Origin of the sequence: Streptomyces sp. NPDC002044 (assembly GCF_040296725.1) — a bacterium.
Taxonomy (GTDB): Bacteria; Actinomycetota; Actinomycetes; order Streptomycetales; family Streptomycetaceae; genus Streptomyces; species Streptomyces antarcticus.
This window is the reverse complement of the sequence record NZ_JBEOXU010000020.1, coordinates 1-15,559: the sequence shown is the minus strand read 5'-3', so window position 1 is coordinate 15,559 and position 15,559 is coordinate 1. Positions and strand designations below refer to the sequence as shown.

At 73.8% G+C, this 15,559-nt stretch carries 18 protein-coding genes and 1 pseudogene; 7 read left to right on the top strand and 12 right to left on the bottom strand.

The window, feature by feature from the left end; translation table 11 throughout:
* Window positions 1-43: 43 nt before the first annotated feature.
* Together ABT106_RS08005 and ABT106_RS08000 are read right to left on the bottom strand one after the other, a co-directional pair.
* On the bottom strand, window positions 44-2,032 hold the full coding sequence (locus ABT106_RS08005) for an FUSC family protein (RefSeq protein ID WP_351273945.1): 1,989 nt from the start codon (window positions 2,030-2,032) through the stop codon (window positions 44-46).
* Between the two features lie 87 nt (window positions 2,033-2,119).
* Window positions 2,120-2,947, bottom strand: coding sequence for a hypothetical protein (locus ABT106_RS08000; RefSeq protein WP_351273942.1), 828 nt, complete (start codon window positions 2,945-2,947; stop codon window positions 2,120-2,122).
* A 91-nt stretch (window positions 2,948-3,038) separates the two neighbouring features.
* On the opposite strand from ABT106_RS08000, the gene ABT106_RS07995 reads away from it, so the two are divergent.
* The 4 genes from ABT106_RS07995 to ABT106_RS07980 are packed head-to-tail and all read left to right on the top strand — an operon-like array spanning window position 3,039 to window position 5,567.
* The gene (locus ABT106_RS07995; RefSeq protein ID WP_351273939.1) at window positions 3,039-3,212 is read left to right on the top strand and encodes a hypothetical protein; all 174 of its coding nucleotides are present in this window, start codon (window positions 3,039-3,041) and stop codon (window positions 3,210-3,212) included.
* Window positions 3,213-3,271: 59 nt separating this feature from the next.
* Window positions 3,272-3,682, top strand: a complete 411-nt coding sequence (locus tag ABT106_RS07990; RefSeq protein WP_351273936.1) for a hypothetical protein — start codon at window positions 3,272-3,274, stop codon at window positions 3,680-3,682.
* Entirely contained in the window at window positions 3,679-4,641 is a 963-nt protein-coding gene (locus ABT106_RS07985; protein WP_351274071.1) for an ATP-binding cassette domain-containing protein, read from the top strand. Before ABT106_RS07990 ends, ABT106_RS07985 begins: the two co-directional genes overlap by 4 nt.
* A complete protein-coding gene (locus ABT106_RS07980; protein ID WP_351273933.1) occupies window positions 4,638-5,567 on the top strand; it encodes an ABC transporter permease in 930 nt (309 codons plus the stop codon). The genes ABT106_RS07985 and ABT106_RS07980 overlap by 4 nt, the downstream gene beginning before the upstream one ends.
* A 278-nt stretch (window positions 5,568-5,845) precedes the next feature.
* On the opposite strand, the gene ABT106_RS07975 is transcribed toward ABT106_RS07980, so the two are convergent.
* From ABT106_RS07975 to ABT106_RS07965, 3 genes are all read right to left on the bottom strand, one after another.
* Complete coding sequence (locus ABT106_RS07975) at window positions 5,846-6,016, bottom strand: hypothetical protein (protein ID WP_351273930.1); 171 nt, start codon at window positions 6,014-6,016, stop codon at window positions 5,846-5,848.
* Window positions 6,017-6,071: 55 nt separating this feature from the next.
* Entirely contained in the window at window positions 6,072-6,428 is a 357-nt protein-coding gene (locus tag ABT106_RS07970) for a hypothetical protein (RefSeq protein ID WP_351273927.1), read from the bottom strand.
* Window positions 6,429-6,934: 506 nt separating this feature from the next.
* Window positions 6,935-7,171 (bottom strand): hypothetical protein, encoded by a 237-nt coding sequence (locus ABT106_RS07965; protein WP_351273924.1) that lies wholly within the window; start codon window positions 7,169-7,171, stop codon window positions 6,935-6,937.
* An 84-nt stretch (window positions 7,172-7,255) separates the two neighbouring features.
* On the opposite strand from ABT106_RS07965, the gene ABT106_RS07960 reads away from it, so the two are divergent.
* On the top strand, window positions 7,256-7,522 hold the full coding sequence (locus ABT106_RS07960; protein ID WP_351273922.1) for a hypothetical protein: 267 nt from the start codon (window positions 7,256-7,258) through the stop codon (window positions 7,520-7,522).
* Window positions 7,523-7,580: 58 nt separating this feature from the next.
* Here the strand turns inward: ABT106_RS07960 and pucL are convergent, their stop codons facing one another.
* Entirely contained in the window at window positions 7,581-8,498 is a 918-nt protein-coding gene (pucL, locus tag ABT106_RS07955; protein ID WP_351273919.1) for a factor-independent urate hydroxylase, read from the bottom strand.
* Between the two features lie 294 nt (window positions 8,499-8,792).
* The gene (locus ABT106_RS07950) at window positions 8,793-10,142 is read right to left on the bottom strand and encodes an aspartate aminotransferase family protein (protein ID WP_351273916.1); all 1,350 of its coding nucleotides are present in this window, start codon (window positions 10,140-10,142) and stop codon (window positions 8,793-8,795) included.
* A gap of 293 nt (window positions 10,143-10,435) precedes the next feature.
* On the opposite strand from ABT106_RS07950, the gene ABT106_RS07945 reads away from it, so the two are divergent.
* Entirely contained in the window at window positions 10,436-10,897 is a 462-nt protein-coding gene (locus ABT106_RS07945; RefSeq protein ID WP_351273913.1) for an ATP-binding protein, read from the top strand.
* A 121-nt stretch (window positions 10,898-11,018) separates the two neighbouring features.
* On the opposite strand, the pseudogene ABT106_RS07940 reads toward ABT106_RS07945, so the two are convergent.
* From ABT106_RS07940 to ABT106_RS07930, 3 genes and pseudogenes are all read right to left on the bottom strand, one after another.
* A pseudogene (locus ABT106_RS07940) lies at window positions 11,019-11,900 on the bottom strand (RNA polymerase sigma factor SigF); the annotation flags it as partial.
* 27 nt (window positions 11,901-11,927) lie between these two features.
* The gene (locus ABT106_RS07935; RefSeq protein ID WP_502979261.1) at window positions 11,928-12,773 is read right to left on the bottom strand and encodes a PaaX family transcriptional regulator C-terminal domain-containing protein; all 846 of its coding nucleotides are present in this window, start codon (window positions 12,771-12,773) and stop codon (window positions 11,928-11,930) included.
* Window positions 12,774-12,850: 77 nt separating this feature from the next.
* Window positions 12,851-13,450, bottom strand: coding sequence for a GNAT family N-acetyltransferase (locus ABT106_RS07930; protein ID WP_351273907.1), 600 nt, complete (start codon window positions 13,448-13,450; stop codon window positions 12,851-12,853).
* A gap of 69 nt (window positions 13,451-13,519) precedes the next feature.
* Between ABT106_RS07930 and ABT106_RS07925 the strand changes: the two genes are divergently transcribed.
* Complete coding sequence (locus ABT106_RS07925; protein WP_351273904.1) at window positions 13,520-14,602, top strand: alpha/beta hydrolase family protein; 1,083 nt, start codon at window positions 13,520-13,522, stop codon at window positions 14,600-14,602.
* Between the two features lie 53 nt (window positions 14,603-14,655).
* Here ABT106_RS07925 and ABT106_RS07920 read toward each other — a convergent pair whose 3' ends face one another.
* Window positions 14,656-15,036: a hypothetical protein gene (locus tag ABT106_RS07920; RefSeq protein WP_267725252.1), complete on the bottom strand. Its 381-nt coding sequence runs from the start codon at window positions 15,034-15,036 to the stop codon at window positions 14,656-14,658.
* 25 nt (window positions 15,037-15,061) lie between these two features.
* Window positions 15,062-15,370 carry an SCO5918 family protein gene (locus tag ABT106_RS07915; protein ID WP_351273901.1) on the bottom strand — a complete coding sequence of 103 codons (309 nt, stop codon included), beginning with the start codon at window positions 15,368-15,370 and terminating at the stop codon, window positions 15,062-15,064.
* Window positions 15,371-15,559 lie beyond the last annotated feature (189 nt).

The window sequence follows — 15,559 nt, the reverse complement described above, 5'->3', positions numbered from 1 at the left end:
CCGCGAGTCCGTTCGGGTACCGGCCCGGGGGCCCGGCGGGGGCTCAGGGGCCGGGGTGGGCGAGGGCGCGGGCCGCCGCGACTTCCTGGCGGACCGGGGCCAGGACGCTGGAGGCGTCGCCCCCGGCGTCGGTGTCGACCCGTACGAGGACGGTACTGCGGCGGACGCCGTCGGCCAGGGACCGCAACTGCCCCGTGACCTGCTCGACCTCGTCCGCCGAGGGTGCCTCGGCCCCGTGATTGACCCGGACCCGCGCGGCGGTGGTCGCGTCCACGATCCGCTCGACGGCGACGACCAGGGGCCACCAGGCGGCGGCCCGCGCTCCGACCGGCGGCGGTTCGGTCAGGGCCCGCTGGAACTCGCTGCGCACGCCCGACAGGTCCCGGTAGATGCGCCGCCGGGCCTGGAGCCGGGCCGTCCGGGCGGCGGGCAGCCCGGACGGGTCGGGGACCGCTGCGAAGGCCCGCTCGACGTACCGGGCGGCGTCGTCCACGGTGTCGGCGAGCCGGTCCCCGATCCGGGTGCGCCAGCTTTCGGGCCACAGCAGGTACCCCGCGACGAGGGTGACGGCGCAGCCGATCAGGCTGTCCAGCAGCCGGGGGCGGATCAGGTCGAAGCCCTGGTGGTTGAGCTGGTCCGAGAGCAGCAGGATCACGGGGGTGATCGCGGCGGTCTGGAAGGCGTACCCCTTGGCGGAGAAGGCGGGGATCAGCGCGGCCAGCACCATCATCACCGGCACGGCCCACCAGCCCCGCGGCACCTCGGCGAGCACGGCGGCGGCGACGACGAGGCCGACCGCGGTGCCCAGCGCCCGCAGCACGGCGCGGGAGAAGACCGAGCCGAAGTCGGGCTTGAGGACGAAAGTGACGGTGAGGGCGACCCAGTAGGACCGTTCGACCGCGACCAGCGAGACGAGGGACTGCGCCAGCCCGATGCACAGGGCGAGCCGCAGCCCGTACCGCCAGGAGGCCCGGGAGAACATCATGTCGCGGACCGCGCGCCGGGCGCGCACCCGCAGGGCGGCGGGCCGGCCGAGGCGGTCGTCGACGTTGTACGGGTCCGGGTCGGCGAGCAGCACGATGGCCGCCGCGTGGCGCAGGGCGGCGTCGATGGCCCGCTCGGCCTGGCCGTGCGGTGCGGGGAGGTCGAGGTCGGGGGTGCCGGTGCGGCCCGCCTCGACGGCGGCCGCCAGCTCCCGCACGGCCGCCGGCACCTCGGGCGGCAGCGGCCGGCCGCGCAGGTGGGCGGCGGGCGCGGCCTCCACGAGCGGGATGACCACGTTGAGCTGGGCCAGCATCCGGACCAGGGAGGGGCTGCGGCCGTGCACCCGGGCCCGCCGGGCCAGGACGAGGTCGTACGCGTGGTTCAGGGCCTGGGTGACCTGGACGCGGCGCTCCTCGTAGTCGGGGCCGCCCGCGGTCTCCAGGGTGCCGGCCAGGGCCCGGTAGGTGGCGGCGACGGCGGCGCGCTCCGGCTGCCGTCCGCGCAGGGGCCAGCCCAGCAGGCTCAGCGCGAGGACGAACAGCCCGCCCGCGGTCATCAGCAGCGGCGCCGTCCACCACGGGCTGGGCAGCGGGAGGCCGGCGCCGACGACGGCGTTGAGCAGGAGCAGCAGCCCGGACACGGAGGCGACCGTGCCGATGGAGGAGATCATCCCGGAAACGAGGGCGATCAGGGTGAGGGCGCCGACAGCGAGCCAGCCGTGCCCGAACACCAGGGTGCCCAGGGCGACGCCGACGGCGCCGAAGAGCTGGGGGACGGCGATGTTGAGGACGCGCATCCGGTAGGCGTCGGCGGTGTCGCCGATGACCCCGGAGAGGGCGCCCATGGAGACGAGCGCGCCGTACTCGGGCTGGTCGAGCGCGAAGCCGACGGCGAGCGGTGCGGCGAGGGCGACGGCCGCGCGCAGCACTGCGGCCCAGGGGATCGGGGCACTGCTCGGCCGCAGCCCGTTGAGCAGCCAGGAGGGTGGGGCCAGGGGATGGTTCCGGGAGGTCCGGGACGCTATCCGTCCGGTGCGTTCGGTGCTCATTCCCGCTTCCGTGCCGCCGCTCGCGAATCGATTCTTCTGGGCTCTTCTGCGCCGTAATGCATACGTTGATGCCCGTACCTTCCGAGCTTATGGGGTACGGCGCAGCCGGCCCGCCAGCCAGGCGGCCAGGGCGGCGGCGAGCCCGACCGCCAGCACCGCCCAGACGGTGGTGCGCAGGAAGGCGGTGAGGGCGTCGTAGACGGCGCCCGCGGCGGGCCGGTCGATGTCGGCCGGCAGGTCGTCCAGGGTGAGCCGGCGGCCCACCTCCACCGCGATCCACAGCAGTCCCGCCCCGACCGCGAGCCCCAGGCCGGTGGCGATCACCGCACGCCGTCGCCGGACGGCGACGGCGATGGCGGCGGCGGCCAGCACCAGGGTCAGGAGGGGCAGCCAGACGCCGGCGATCTGAAGCACGCGGAACCCCTTCCGGAGCGCGCCGAGGTTGTCGTACTCCATGACCTTCACGGACACGCGGGTCACCGGGATGCGGTCGGCGAAGGGCACCCCGCCGTCGACGAGCTCGCCCTTGACCTCGGCGATGACGGGCGCGAGGTCGATGCTCACGGCGTTGCCGTCGCCGGTGGTCAGCGCCTCCAGGAAGGCGGCGTGCGCGGCGCGGTTCGCGGCGTCCCAGGCGGTCCGGTAGGCGGGGGTGCCGGCGAAGGAGCGCAGGGCCTCGCCGAGCAGGGCGTCCACCCCGCCCTGGAAGGGGCCGGCGTCGATCTGCCCGGCGAGGGCGCGCGCGGCCTGGGTGACGACGACGTTCTGGACCGCCGGGTCCGTGGCGAGCGGGGACATGGCGGCGGTGTAGCGGTCGGCGTCGCCCAGGTCGCGGTCGGCCCAGTACGCGACGGCGCTCGCGGGCACGAGGAGCGTCACGAGCACGATGAGGACCGCCGACAGGATGGTGCGCACGTCACCAGGGAATGCGGGCGGGGCGCGGCGCGCGAGCGGTGTTGCTGCGGTCGGGTGGCGGACGGGCGGCCGGATGGCGGACGGGGGCGCCATGACCCGGGCCGAGCCGGCCTGGAGGCAGGCGCTCGCGGCCCAGGACCTCGACGGGATCCGGCGGCAGGCCGAAGCCCAGGCCAAGGAGCTGCACGCCACCCGGGGCACCGAACTGCCCGCGCAGACCCTGATCGGCGTCGCCGCGGTGGCGGTGGGCGCGCTGACCTCTTGATCCAGTTGCCGGTCGGCGGCCGCGGGTGTGCCCTGGATGATGGGAGAAAGGAGCCCGTCATGGCACACGCGGCACCCACCGCCCTCGGGCGGCAGCACCGCCGGACGGCGGACACGGCCCACCACCCGGGCAAGAGCGCCTACGCGCGCCCCCTGCTCGCGGGACTCGTCTACGGCGTCTGGGCCGCCTTCATCGAACGCCAGATGGGCCCGGTCAACGCGGGCAATGTCCTCTACGGAATCCTGTGCGGCGCGATCTTCGCGGGCATTATGTTCGCCCTCGCCCGGATCGGCTCCCGGATGCGGCGCGAGGTCCACGCCGCCGCGTACGGGGCGTTCCTCGGCATCGCCGTCGGCTATCTCCACAGCCTCACCGATGCCAGCGTGCTCCGATCCACCGTGATCGGCCTCGCCGTCGGCGTGGGTGTCGGACTGGTGGCGTTCTACCGGTACTACACCCACGAGGACTGAGTCCCACGCCTCCCTCCGGCCACGCGATCGAGACGACCGGCCTCGTCAAGGTCTTCGGTGACAACCGGGCCGTCGACGGGGTCGACCTCCGGGTCCCCGAGGGGACCGTCTACGGCCTGCTCGGCCCCAACGGAGCGGGCAAGACCACCGTGGTGAAGATGCTGGCCACCCTGCTGCGCCCGGACGGCGGGGAGGCCCGCGTCTTCGGCCGCGACGTCACCCACGACGCCGACGCCGTCCGCGGCCGGGTCAGCCTCACCGGCCAGTACGCCTCCGTCGACGAGGACCTCACCGGCACCGAGAACCTGGTGCTGCTCGCCCGCCTGCTCGGTCACTCCCGGCCCGCGTCCCGCGAGCGCTCCGCCGAACTCCTGGACGCCTTCGGGCTGTCCGCCGCGGCCGGCCGCCAGGTCAAGCAGTACTCCGGCGGCATGCGGCGGCGCATCGACATCGCCGCCTCCATCCTCAACACCCCCGACCTGCTCTTCCTCGACGAACCCACGACCGGGCTGGACCCGCGCAGCCGCAACCAGGTCTGGGAGATCGTGCGTGCCGTCGTCGCCCAGGGCACCACCGTCCTGCTCACCACCCAGTACCTCGACGAGGCCGACCAACTGGCCTCCCGGATCGCCGTCATCGACCACGGCAAGGTGATCGCCGAGGGCACCAAGGGCGAGCTGAAGGGCTCCGTAGGCTCGGGCAGCGTGCACGTCCGGCTCCGCGACCCGGACCGGCGGGACGAGGCCGTGCGCGTGCTGGCCGCCGTACTGGACGAGCCCGTCACCCCGGATCCGGACCCCGTCGCGCTGACCGTCCGCGTGGACGACGCCGGCTCGGCCGCCGAGGCGCTCGCCGAGCTGGCGCGGGCCGGAATCGTGGTCGACACCTTCGCACTGGGACAGCCCAGCCTGGACGAGGTGTTCCTCGCGCTGACCGACGACAAGGGGGCGGCGGCATGAGCGTCCACACCCGGCAGTCCGGAGCGGGCGGCGGCGGCCAGGACACCGCGGCGGAGACCGCGGCGGACACCGCGCAGGCGGCCGGGCAGGCCGCCGGGCAGGAGCAGGACTTCACCGCCCCGCACACCGACCGGCTCGCCGGACTCCTCGTCTCGGGCCGCCGCCCGCCCCGCCCCAGCGCGCTCTCGACCTCGCTGACCTTCGGCTGGCGGGCCGTCCTGAAGATCAAGCACGTACCCGAGCAGCTCTTCGACGTCACCGCTTTCCCGATCATGATGGTGCTGATGTACACGTACCTCTTCGGCGGTGCGCTGGCCGGCTCACCGGAGACGTACATCCAGACCCTGCTGCCCGGCGTCCTCGTCATGTCGATCGTGATGATCACGATGTACACGGGTGTCTCCGTCAACACCGACATCGAGAAGGGCGTCTTCGACCGCTTCCGCACGCTCCCCATCTGGCGGCCCTCGACGATGGTCGGCTACCTGCTGGGTGACATGCTGCGCTACGCCGTCGCCTCCGCCGTGATGCTGGCCGTCGGCCTGCTCATCGGCTTCCGTCCGGCGGGCGGGGTCGTGGGGGTCCTCGCCGGGGTGGCGCTGCTGATCGTCTTCTCGTTCGCCTTCTCGTGGGTGTGGACGATGTTCGGCCTGCTGTTGCGCAGCGAGAAGTCCGTCATGGGCGTGAGCATGATGGTGCTGTTCCCGCTCACCTTCCTCAGCAACATCTTCGTGGACCCGAAGACCATGCCCGGCTGGCTCCAGGTGTTCGTGAACAACAGCCCGGTGACCCACCTCACCACCGCCGTGCGGGGGCTGATGGCGGGGGAGTGGCCGGCGTCCGCGATCGTCTGGTCGCTGGGGTGGGCGGCGCTGCTGGTCCTGGTCTTCGGTCCTGTCACGATGCGGCTCTACAACCGCAAGTAGCCGTACTTCCGGCCGGGCGGATCCCGTACCTCCGCCCGAGGCGGGGGCGGCGTCGCGCGGCCGACACTGGCAGGGGCGCCGGTTCCCGTGTCCCGTGGTCGAACCTCACGCGACCACTCTCCCGCTGCCGGGGGCGCGGGAACCGGCGCCGTTCCACGTCACGGCCGAAGCCGAGCCGGTGCCGAGCCGAAGCCGGTGCCGAGCCGGCCGAAACCGAGCCGGTGCCGGAGCCGCGGCAGGCGAGTGCCGGCGGTCTCCGGCGGCTCCGGAGGGCGCGTCTACGCGGCGGAATCCGCGGGTGCGGTGCGCTTCTGTTCGCTCTCGGGCTCGGCGGCCGCGTCCGGGACCGTCGGCGGCGCGGTGGGCCGGGCCTTGCGGGCCGGCGGGGTGAAGCGGGCGGCCTCGGCGCGGAGCATGGCGTTCAGAGCGGCGTACGGGTCGATGGGCATGGCGGAACCTCACGGGTGTTCGAGGGGGTGTGGGGTGCGCTGGGGCTCGGCCCGCTCAGCAGCGCAGGACCACACTCCGCACCGCCCGCCGGGACGGCACCGGCTCGTCCCGGGCCCAGACGGGTCCGCAGCCCGGCCGTGGGAGGGGGTGTTTCACGTGAAACACCGCCGCCGGCAGCCGTCGTACGACCGGCGCCCCCCGGGTCACCGTCCGTACGGCCACCCGCACCTCGGGGTCTGCGGCCGGGTCGGACGATCCCTCCGCGGGCGCGGAGTGGGCGGGGCGGGACTCGGCGGCCGTCGCGGCGGCCGGACCGGCGCCGAACACGCACAGCAGCACGACACAGACCACCGTCAGGACCCTGGTCAGGGCCCCGGCAGGGGCTGTCCGCGCGCTCCGCCTCCCGATCATGCGGGGGGTGTGCCCCGACACGCCGGGCGGCTCCCGTCCGGGACCCGAGAAGCCCCCGACCGGCGGAGGAAGTCACCCCCCACGGCGCACAGTCGGCCCTCCCGTGGCGCACGCTCCGCGACGGCGGGTCCCGGGAGGCGGCAGGGGGGCACACCCGGACGGGCAAGGCCGCGCGGGCGGCCCCCGCGGCGGGGCCGGGTGGCCGAGTGGCCCCGCCGCGGACGAACCCCCGTCCCGCACCAGCGCATGTGACGGGCCGTCGGTTCGAGTTGCGCAGGCGCGTCCGGCGGTCTTGCCTTGAGTCATGAACGACCCCCACGCATACGCCCTGGCCATGGGTGCAGCCCGGTTCGCACCGGCCCGCGGCCCGGCGGAGCCGTCCCGTACGACGCCGCCCGGCGTCCCCAAACCCACCCCGAAGCCCACCCCGAAGCCCACCCCGAAGCCAGCCCCGAAGCCCGGCCCCAAGCCCAGTCCGCCGCCCGGCCCGAAGCCCGGGCCGGGGGTCACACCACGATGAGCGCGGCGCCCATCAGCGCGGCGGCGAGGTGCATGGCGGGGTGGCCGTAGTCGCCGTACCAGAGGTGGCGGGCCAGGCCGCCCAGAGCGGCCAGGGCCGCGATGACGCCGATCTGGCCGAACAGCGTGACGGCGGTGAAGGGGGCCAGGAGCAGCAGAAGGGCGTTCAGCCAGAACGGGGCGGCGCCCGTCCAGCCCCGCCACTCCCGTATCGCCGTGGGCATGTGCTGCGGGTCCCCTCATCGTCAACCGGTCGGCTGCACAGCCTTCTTGGGTCCGGAAGCCGACGCAAGGGCCCCTTCGGCTAGATGTCCGAAGGCCAGGCCGAAAGTCGTCCACAGGGCGGGGCCTCCTCGCCGTGGTCGTGGCCGCAGACGGCGGCGCCGGCCCTGCCCCCGGGGACGCACCGCGCGGAGGCCGGGCAGTCCGTCGTACGGGCGGCCTTGGTGCACGCGCTGGAACTGCCCGCGGCGGCCTTCCGGCGGCTCGGCGGCCGCCCGGAGCCGGTCACGACCCTGACGGGCCGGGAAGGCCGCTGGAACCTCCCGCTGGGCCGGGAACGGGAGCAGACCTGACCGGGGACCACCGGCACCGCGGACAACGGCGCGACGGCCCGCACGCGGGTGCGGTGCGCTACGCGACGATCCAGTCGGACGTGGCGATCACCGGCTGCACGCCGTCGCGGTGCACGGTGCCCTCGATGAGGCCGTACATCCGGTCCGCGGCGAAGTAGACCTCGTTCTCGTTCTTGAGGCCGAAGGGCTCCAGATCGACGAGGAAGTGGTGCTTGTTGGGGAGGTTGAGGCGCACCTCGTTGACCCTGGGGCAGGTGTCGAGGACCCGCTCCGCCATCTGGTTCAGGGTCTGCTGGAGCGAGTAGGAGTACGTCTCCGCGAAGGCTTCCAGCATGTTCTTGCGCACCTTCTTGTACGACTGGTCCCAGTCGTACCCGGCGTCGTCGGCGGCCGGCGCCGAGTGCGCCCAGCGCGCGGTGACCTTGGTCGCCAGGATGCGGTCGTACGCCTCCTGCAAGGTCGTGTACTTGTCCTTGATGTAGCCGTGGAACTCGGAGTTCGTCGAGTTCATCACCGTCAGGTCCTTCAGACCCGAGATGACCTGGAGGCCGGTCGTCTCGCTGTAGGTGACCTGCGCGGTGCGCACCTCGGTGCCCTTGAGGGCGAAGGAGTGCTGTTCCTTGCGGGTCGGCACCGGGATCCGCTCCCAGGCGAACTCCTCGATGCGGATCTGCGCCTCGCGGATCGGCTGCTGCGAGGAGACGAAGTGCTTGGCGAGCAGGATGCCGAACGCCTCGGGGGAGGCGATGCCGTGCTCCTTGCCGAAGGCGTACACCGTGTTCTTGGTGGTGTCGGTCGGCAGGCAGTTGGCGTTGTCACCGGTGAGGTGGACGTCGCGGAACTCGCCGCGGAGCGCGACCGACACGTTGAGGTCGCGGATCTCGTGCCAGGAACCGTCGCCGCCCTTGCGGGTGACCGTGACGATGCGGTTCTCGGCCTTGCCGTACTGGTTCTGTGCCAGGACGTGCTTGCTCATGCTGTCTTCCTTCGGGTACTCGGGAACACGGAGTCCGGTCGTCTGGATCCCGTACGCCCGGCGTCCAGCGGTCTCAGCCCGCTCCCCGCCGTTCGGCCCCGGAGGGCCGCCCCGGGACTGACGTGCATCCCGGTCCGTAGGTGCTGGGGCCGCTCGTGGTGACACGGCCTGCACGGATTGCAGCACGCGCGGGGCGGCGCGGGCCCCGCACAGATCCTCCGAACACCGGCACCCACGGCTTGGGCGACTCCACAGAAGAGCACGGGAAGAGCGACAGAAGCGCAGCTCGGAAGGTCAGACGGTGTGCGCGTCCGCGACGGTCAGGGCCTCGTCGAGGATGGCCAGCCCCTTCGCCACGTCCTGGGGCGCGATGTTGCAGGGCGGCGCGATGTGGATGCGGTTCCCGGCGGTGAGCGGCCAGATCCCGCCCTTCTTGCAGGCGGCCGCGAACTCGGCCATGGGCGCGTTGTCGGCCCCGGCCGCGTTGTAGGGGACGAGCGGCTCGCGCGTCTCCTTGTCCCGTACGAGCTCCAGCGCCCAGAAGGTGCCCAGCCCCCGCACCTCGCCGACCGAGGAGTGCCGCTCGGCGAGCGCGCGCAGGCCGGGGCCGAGGAGTTCGGCGCCGGTGCGGGCGGACTGCTCGACGGTGCCCTCCTCCTCCATGACGTTGATGGTGGCGACGGCGGCCGCGCAGGCCAGGACGTGCCCGGAGTACGTCAGCCCGCCGGGGTAGGGCCGGCGGGCGAAGGTCTCGGCGATGGCGTCGGAGATCGCGACGCCGCCGAGCGGGACGTATCCGCTGGTCACACCCTTGGCGAAGCAGATGAGGTCGGGGGTGACGTCCCAGTGCTCGGAGGCGAACCACGTACCGGTGCGCCCGAAACCGACCATGATCTCGTCGAGGACGAAGACGATGCCGTGGCGGTCGCAGAGCTCCCGGACGCCCGCCAGGTAGCCGTCCGGGTGAACGAGCACGCCCGGGGCGCCGCCGACGGTCTCCAGGATGATCGCGGCGATGGACCGCGGGCCCTCGAAGACGATGGTGTCCTCCAGGTGGCGCAGCGCGCGCTCGCACTCCTCGGCCGGGTCCGCCGCGTAGAAGGGCGAGCGGTAGGCGAAGGGGCCCCAGAAGTGCACGACGCCGGCGGTCGCGCTGTCGTTGCCGAAACGGCGGGCGTCACCGGTCAGGTTGATCGCGGTGGAGGTGGCGCCGTGATACGACCGGTACGCCGACAGCACCTTGGGGCGTCCGGTGTGCAGCCGCGCCATGCGGACGGCGTTCTCGACGGCCTCGGCGCCCGCGTTGGTGAAGAAGATCTTGTTCAGGTCGCCCGGGGTCCGCTCGGCGATCAGGCGTGCCGCCTCGGAGCGCACGTCGACGGCGAAGCCGGGCGCGACGGTGCACAGCCGGGCCGCCTGCTCGGCGATGGCCGCGGTGACCTTGGGGTGCTGGTAGCCGATGTTCGTGTAGACCAGGGCGCTGGAGAAGTCGAGGAACCGGTTGCCCTCGTAGTCCCAGAAGTACGAGCCCTCGGCCCCCGCGACGGCGAGCGGGTCGATGAGCTCCTGAGCCGACCAGGAGTGGAAGACGTGCTTCCGGTCGGCTTCTTTCACGGCGGCGAGTGCGTCGGCTTCTGGGTTCATGAAACGAGCGTAGTTGTCCAGGATGTGGACCCCGGGGCAGCCGCCGCGCCGCCGTCCGGCGCCCCCGGCCGTGGGCCGTCAGGCGATGGGCGATGATGGCGGCGCCGGTGCGCGAAGGCGGTCCGAGGAAGAGCCGCTGATCAGGGCGACGCGGCTCTCGGCCATTGCGTTCCCCCGGCGGTTCTTGATCCTATCGACCGTACGGATCTTAAGCTGCCGCATCTCGGAATTTGCTTTCCGGTATGTGAAACTCTGGAGGATGTTGTGGAGCAGGGGTTCGGGATTGGCCGCCTGTGGCGGGGGTAGGTGCGGCCGGGACAGGCGCTCAGACAGGAGGACCGGTGGCCGAGCAAACGCGGAGGCTGGTCCTGGGCGGTGCCACGGCCGGGGTCGTGAGCCGCTGCCGGGACTTCACGCGCAGGGCCCTCGACGACTGGGCGTGGCCGGGCGGCCACGAGTCCGCGGAGGACGTCCTGCTGCTGGTGTCCGAGGTGGTGACCAACGCCTGCCTGCACGCCGGCGGCCCGCGCGAGCTGGTGCTGCGGCACAACGCCGAGCGGCTGCGCATCGAGGTCAGTGACGACAGTCCCGAGGTTCCCCGCCGGCGGCTGCCCGGCGACCGGTCGCTGCCGGGAGGGCACGGACTGATCGTGGTGGAACGGCTCGTACGGAACTGGGGTGCGCAGCCGTTCGCGGACGGGCAGCCCGGCAAGACGGTCTGGCTGGAGATCCCTGCGCGGGGGACCCGGGCGTAGCGGCGGGACCGGTCCCGGCGTGGTCGGGTCCGGCGGAGCCGTCCCCGGCGTGGTCGGCTCCGGTGGAGCCGTCACCGGTGGAGCCGGCCCTGGTCCGCTCGTGGTCCGCGGCCGGGGGCGCCTCGTCGGTGAGGAGTCCGGCGCGCAGCCGCGTCAGGGTCCGGTTCAGCAGCCGGGACACGTGCATCTGTGACAGGCCCAGCCGTTCGCCGATCTCGGACTGCGTCAGCTCCTCCCCGAACCGCAGCGCGAGCAGGGTCCGCTCCCGCTCCGGGAGCCCGGCCAGGATCGGCTTGAGGGACTCCAGGCACTCGATCCGGTCGTACGCCCCCTCCTCCTCGCCGAGGGCGGGCCGGCCGGCGTAGGCGTCGCGGTCGCCGTCGTCCTGCACCGGCGCGTCCAGCGAGCGCGCGGAGTAGGCGTGCGCCGCCTTCCGCCCCTCCACGAGCTCCTCGGCGCTCACGTGCAGCTGCTCGGCCAGCTCGGTGTCGGTCGGTTCGCGGCCGAGGTCCTGCTCCAGCGCGTCGTGTGCCTTGGCGGTGTCGATGCGCAGCTCCTGGAGCCGGCGGGGCACCTTGACGGCCCAGCTCGTGTCCCGGAAGAACCGCTTGATCTCGCCGCTGATCGTGGGCATCGCGAACGAGGTGAACTCCACGCCACGCTCCGGGTCGAACCGGTTGATGGCCTTGATCAGGCCGATCGTGCCGACCTGGACGATGTCCTCCATCGGCTCGCTGCGACCGCGGAACCGGCGGGCGGCGTACTTCACGAGGCTCAGGTTGAGCTCGACGAGGGTGTTGCGGACGTACGAGTACTCCGTACCGCCCTCGTCCAGCCCCGCCAGCCGGTGGAACAGGGCCACGGACAGGGACCGGGCCTCGTGAGTGGCGACGTCTGTGAGTTCTGTTCGGTGCATGGCGCTGCGCTCCTCCGACGGTGTGACCCGGGGGCGCCCGGGGCGCGTCGTCGCGCTGTCCCAGGGGATATACCCGCTTGAACTCACCCATACCCTACCCGCGAGTTGCCCCGGTCACCCCGCGGCCTCCGCGTACAGCCGGAACAGCCGGGGTCCTCCGGCCGGGGCGTCCGCCCGCAGCCGGTCCCACGCCCGGGCCGCCGCGGCCCGCGCCGCGGCCCCCGGCCACGGCCGCGGCAGCAGCTCGGGCGGGAGCAGCGGGTCCGGGAGCATCGCGGCGGAGAACGCCGTGGCGAGCGCGACCGCGCGCGCCAGCGCCGCCGCCCCGGCGGCCCGGTCGCCGCCCTGGCCGCCCTGGCCCTCCTGGCCGTCCGGGCCGTCCGGGCCGGCGGACAGCCGCAGCAGCGGCTCGTAGCGGGCCGCGATGGCGGGCAGGGGCCACAGCCGGGCGGCCACGGCCACCGGGTCCGCGGTACCGCCGACCTCCAGGTCGCGGGTGGTCAGGCAGGTCAGCGCCTCCGGCAGGCCCAGCTCGGCCGCGTGGCCGCGCACGTACGGGCCGATCGCGTTCGGGGTGACGTACAGCCCGCCCTGCACCGGCGCGGCCCCCAGGCCCGTCAGCGCGTCCCTCAGGGAGTCCCGGGCCGCCCGCGAGGACTCCGGTACGGCGAAGGCGAACGCGTGCCAGGTGCCGTCCCACGGCTCCAGCCCGCGGTCCTGCCGGTAGGCGTGCCGTACGAACTCCACCTCCGGTACGGCCGGCAGCCCGGGACCGGCCCCGGCCGCCATCCGCAGCACGGCCCGCCGCCCGCGCCCCTCCACGGCGAACCGGCCCTCCGCCTCCAGCCGCTTCACGCACAGCCGCACCTGCTGGTCGGACATCCCGAGCAGGCCCGCGACCGCGTAGAGCTCGCCGCCGTCGACCGTCCCGTCCTCCCGGACCAGCGCGTGGACGACCATCCGGGTGGGAACGCCGCTCCCCGCCGCGGGCGCCGCAGCGCCCGTGCCCGTACCCGCCGTGTCCGCCGTCGCCCCGCTCACCGCGCCACCTCCTTGTGCATCGTCGTCACGGCCCCGAAGCCGAGGACGTCCCGCAGCCACGGGGTGCGCCGCACCGCGACCGCGCGGAACCCGTGCCGCTCGTACAGTGCCCGCGCCCGCGGGTTCTCCGCGACCACGTCGAGCCGGACGCGGTGGCACCCCTGCTCGACGGCCACCGCATCGATCTCCCGGAGCAGCAGCCCGCCGACGCCCCGGCCGCGCTCGGCCGGGTCGACGGCGATGCCGTCCATGAGCAGTTCGCCACGGGCCGGGGTGCGCTCCAACAGCGCCAGCAGGAACACCCGCCACACCCCGCTGACCCGCCCGTACGCGGCCCTGACCGCGGCCGCGTCACCGCCGACCAGGCCGCGGCCGGCGAGGTGGTACCCGGCCACGCCCACCACCCGCCCGGCGGACAGCGCGCTCACCGCCCGGTCCGCGTGCAGATGCCCGGCGATGAAGCGCCGCCCCGCCGCGGCGGGGCCCAGGGCGGCGCCGAGCTTGCCCCCGAACGCCTCCCAGTACAGCTCCGCGACGCGCTCGCCGGCACCCTCGGGCACCCCGCGCCGGACCTCCGTGCTCTTCTCCGTCGTCATACGGGCAAGCTTAATACGTTCATTGTCGCTACGATCGTTTTTGACACGAGCGAATGACGGGAGTTCCCCATGATCCGCCTCCGCCTCCGGCGCAGCGGCCCCCGCACGCCCCGCACACCCCGTGAGCCCCACACGCGCCGCGGCCGGCTCCGTACCGCCCTGCTCCGGACCGCCGCCGCCCTCCTCGCCGCCACGCTCGTCCTCACCGGGGTCGTCCTGTGGCAGCACGACTACGGCCTGCGCGAGCGGAGCGTCACCGTCCCGGCCGCCGGACACGAGCTGCGCGGCGTGCTCGCCACCCCCGCCGGGCGCGGCCCGGGCCCCTTCCCGCTCGTCGTCCTCGTACACGGCGACGGCGAGGCCGACGCCACCCACGAGGGCTTCTACCGGCCGTACTGGGAGGCGTTCGCGCGGGCCGGATACGCCTCGCTGTCCCTGGACAAGCCCGCCGACTGGCTCGGCCAGAGCATGGACGACCGGGCCCGCGAGACCCTCGACGCCATGGCCTGGGCGGCCCGCACCCGCCCCGAGGTCGACCCCGCCCGGATCGGCCTGTGGGGCGCCAGCCAGGCCGGCTGGGTGCTGCCCAAGGTGGTGGCGCGGGCCCCGGCGCCCGGCGTGCGCTTCGTCATCGCGGTCGGCACCGCCGTGAACTGGCACCGCCAGGGGGAGTACCACCTGCGCGCCGGACTGCGCGCCGAGGGGGCCGGCGCCGCGCGCACGGCGGGCGCCCTGCGCGCCCGGGAGGACACGCTCGCGCTCCTGCGGCGCGGGGCGGCGTACGGGGAGTACCGGGCGAGCCCCGGCGCCGATCCCGGACTCACCGCGGAACGCTGGGCGTTCATCAGCCGCAACCACACCGCGGACGCCAGCGCCGACCTGCGGGCGATGCCGCCCGTGCCGGTGCTGCTGATCTCGGGCGCCGATGACCTGAACGTGGACGGCGCCGAGACCGAGGCCGTCTACCGCGCCCTGCTCGCGCCCGGCACGCTGACCGTACGCCGCTATCCGGGGGCCACCCACGCCCTGGTCCGCACCCCGGTCGAGCGCTCCCCGTGGCGGCTGGCGCTGACGGCGGTGTTCGCGCCGCGCGCCCTGTTCCCGCCGGGCCTCCTCGACGACCAGCGCCGCTTCCTGGAGGAACGCCGGTAGCGGGGCCCGGAAACGACGAAACGCCCCCGGAACAGATCCGGGGGCGTCTCGCGTCACTTGTCGGAGTAGCTGAAGTCCCCGACCGTCCAGGCGCCCACGTCCCTCAGCGCGATCCGGTACATCCCGCCCGTCTCGGGGATGCCCAGGGTGCCCTGGAGGATGCGCGCCACGTGGAAGTGCAGATGGGACGGGGCCGCCCCGGCGGCCGGCCCGGGTGGGCCGGCCGGATCGGGTGACCTGAAGATGTCCGCGAACGGGCCCAGTTGGTCGGAGTCCCGCAGGACCTCGGCCACGCGCTGACGCCAGACGCTCTCGGGTGCGAGGCGGCCGGTGATCACGGCACCGTTCACCACGACGGTGAGGGACATCTGATTGCTTTGCTCCGACTCGACCATGGTGGCGATATCGACGAGCAGGTCATCAGGGATCGACATGGGCACGGACTCTAGCAAGGGGCTCTCAGACGCCGGTCGAGGATCCGAGCAGCGCCGAAGCCTCCTGCAGCGGGGTCAGCGCGGGCGCCGGGACGGGCGCGGCGATGTCGCGGCAGGTGAAGCCGAGGCGGGCCAGGGCCCGCGTCACCTCGGCGGCCGTGAAGTCGCGGCGGTCCTGACGGGTGATGACCTCACCGACCTGCTTGACCGGGTAGGACCGGCGGCCGATGATCACGGACGCTCCCGTGACGGGCTCGGGCTTGATGCCCTTCATCGACTGCTCGACCTCGCTCTTCTCGAGGTCGAAGGGGTATCGGGCGATGACGAAGCGCATGATGCCTCACAGACTGGATGGGATACGCGGGGACGACGGAGCGGAAGGCGGGCGGAGCCCGGTCAGGCGGCCATGCCGTGCGCGCGCCGGCGCTCCTGTGCGGGGCGGCTGCGGCGTCCGCGGGAGGAGGCGGCGCTGCGCTTGGGGCGGTCCGAGACGGGGTTGGTGATGGTGACGGGGATCCCGGAG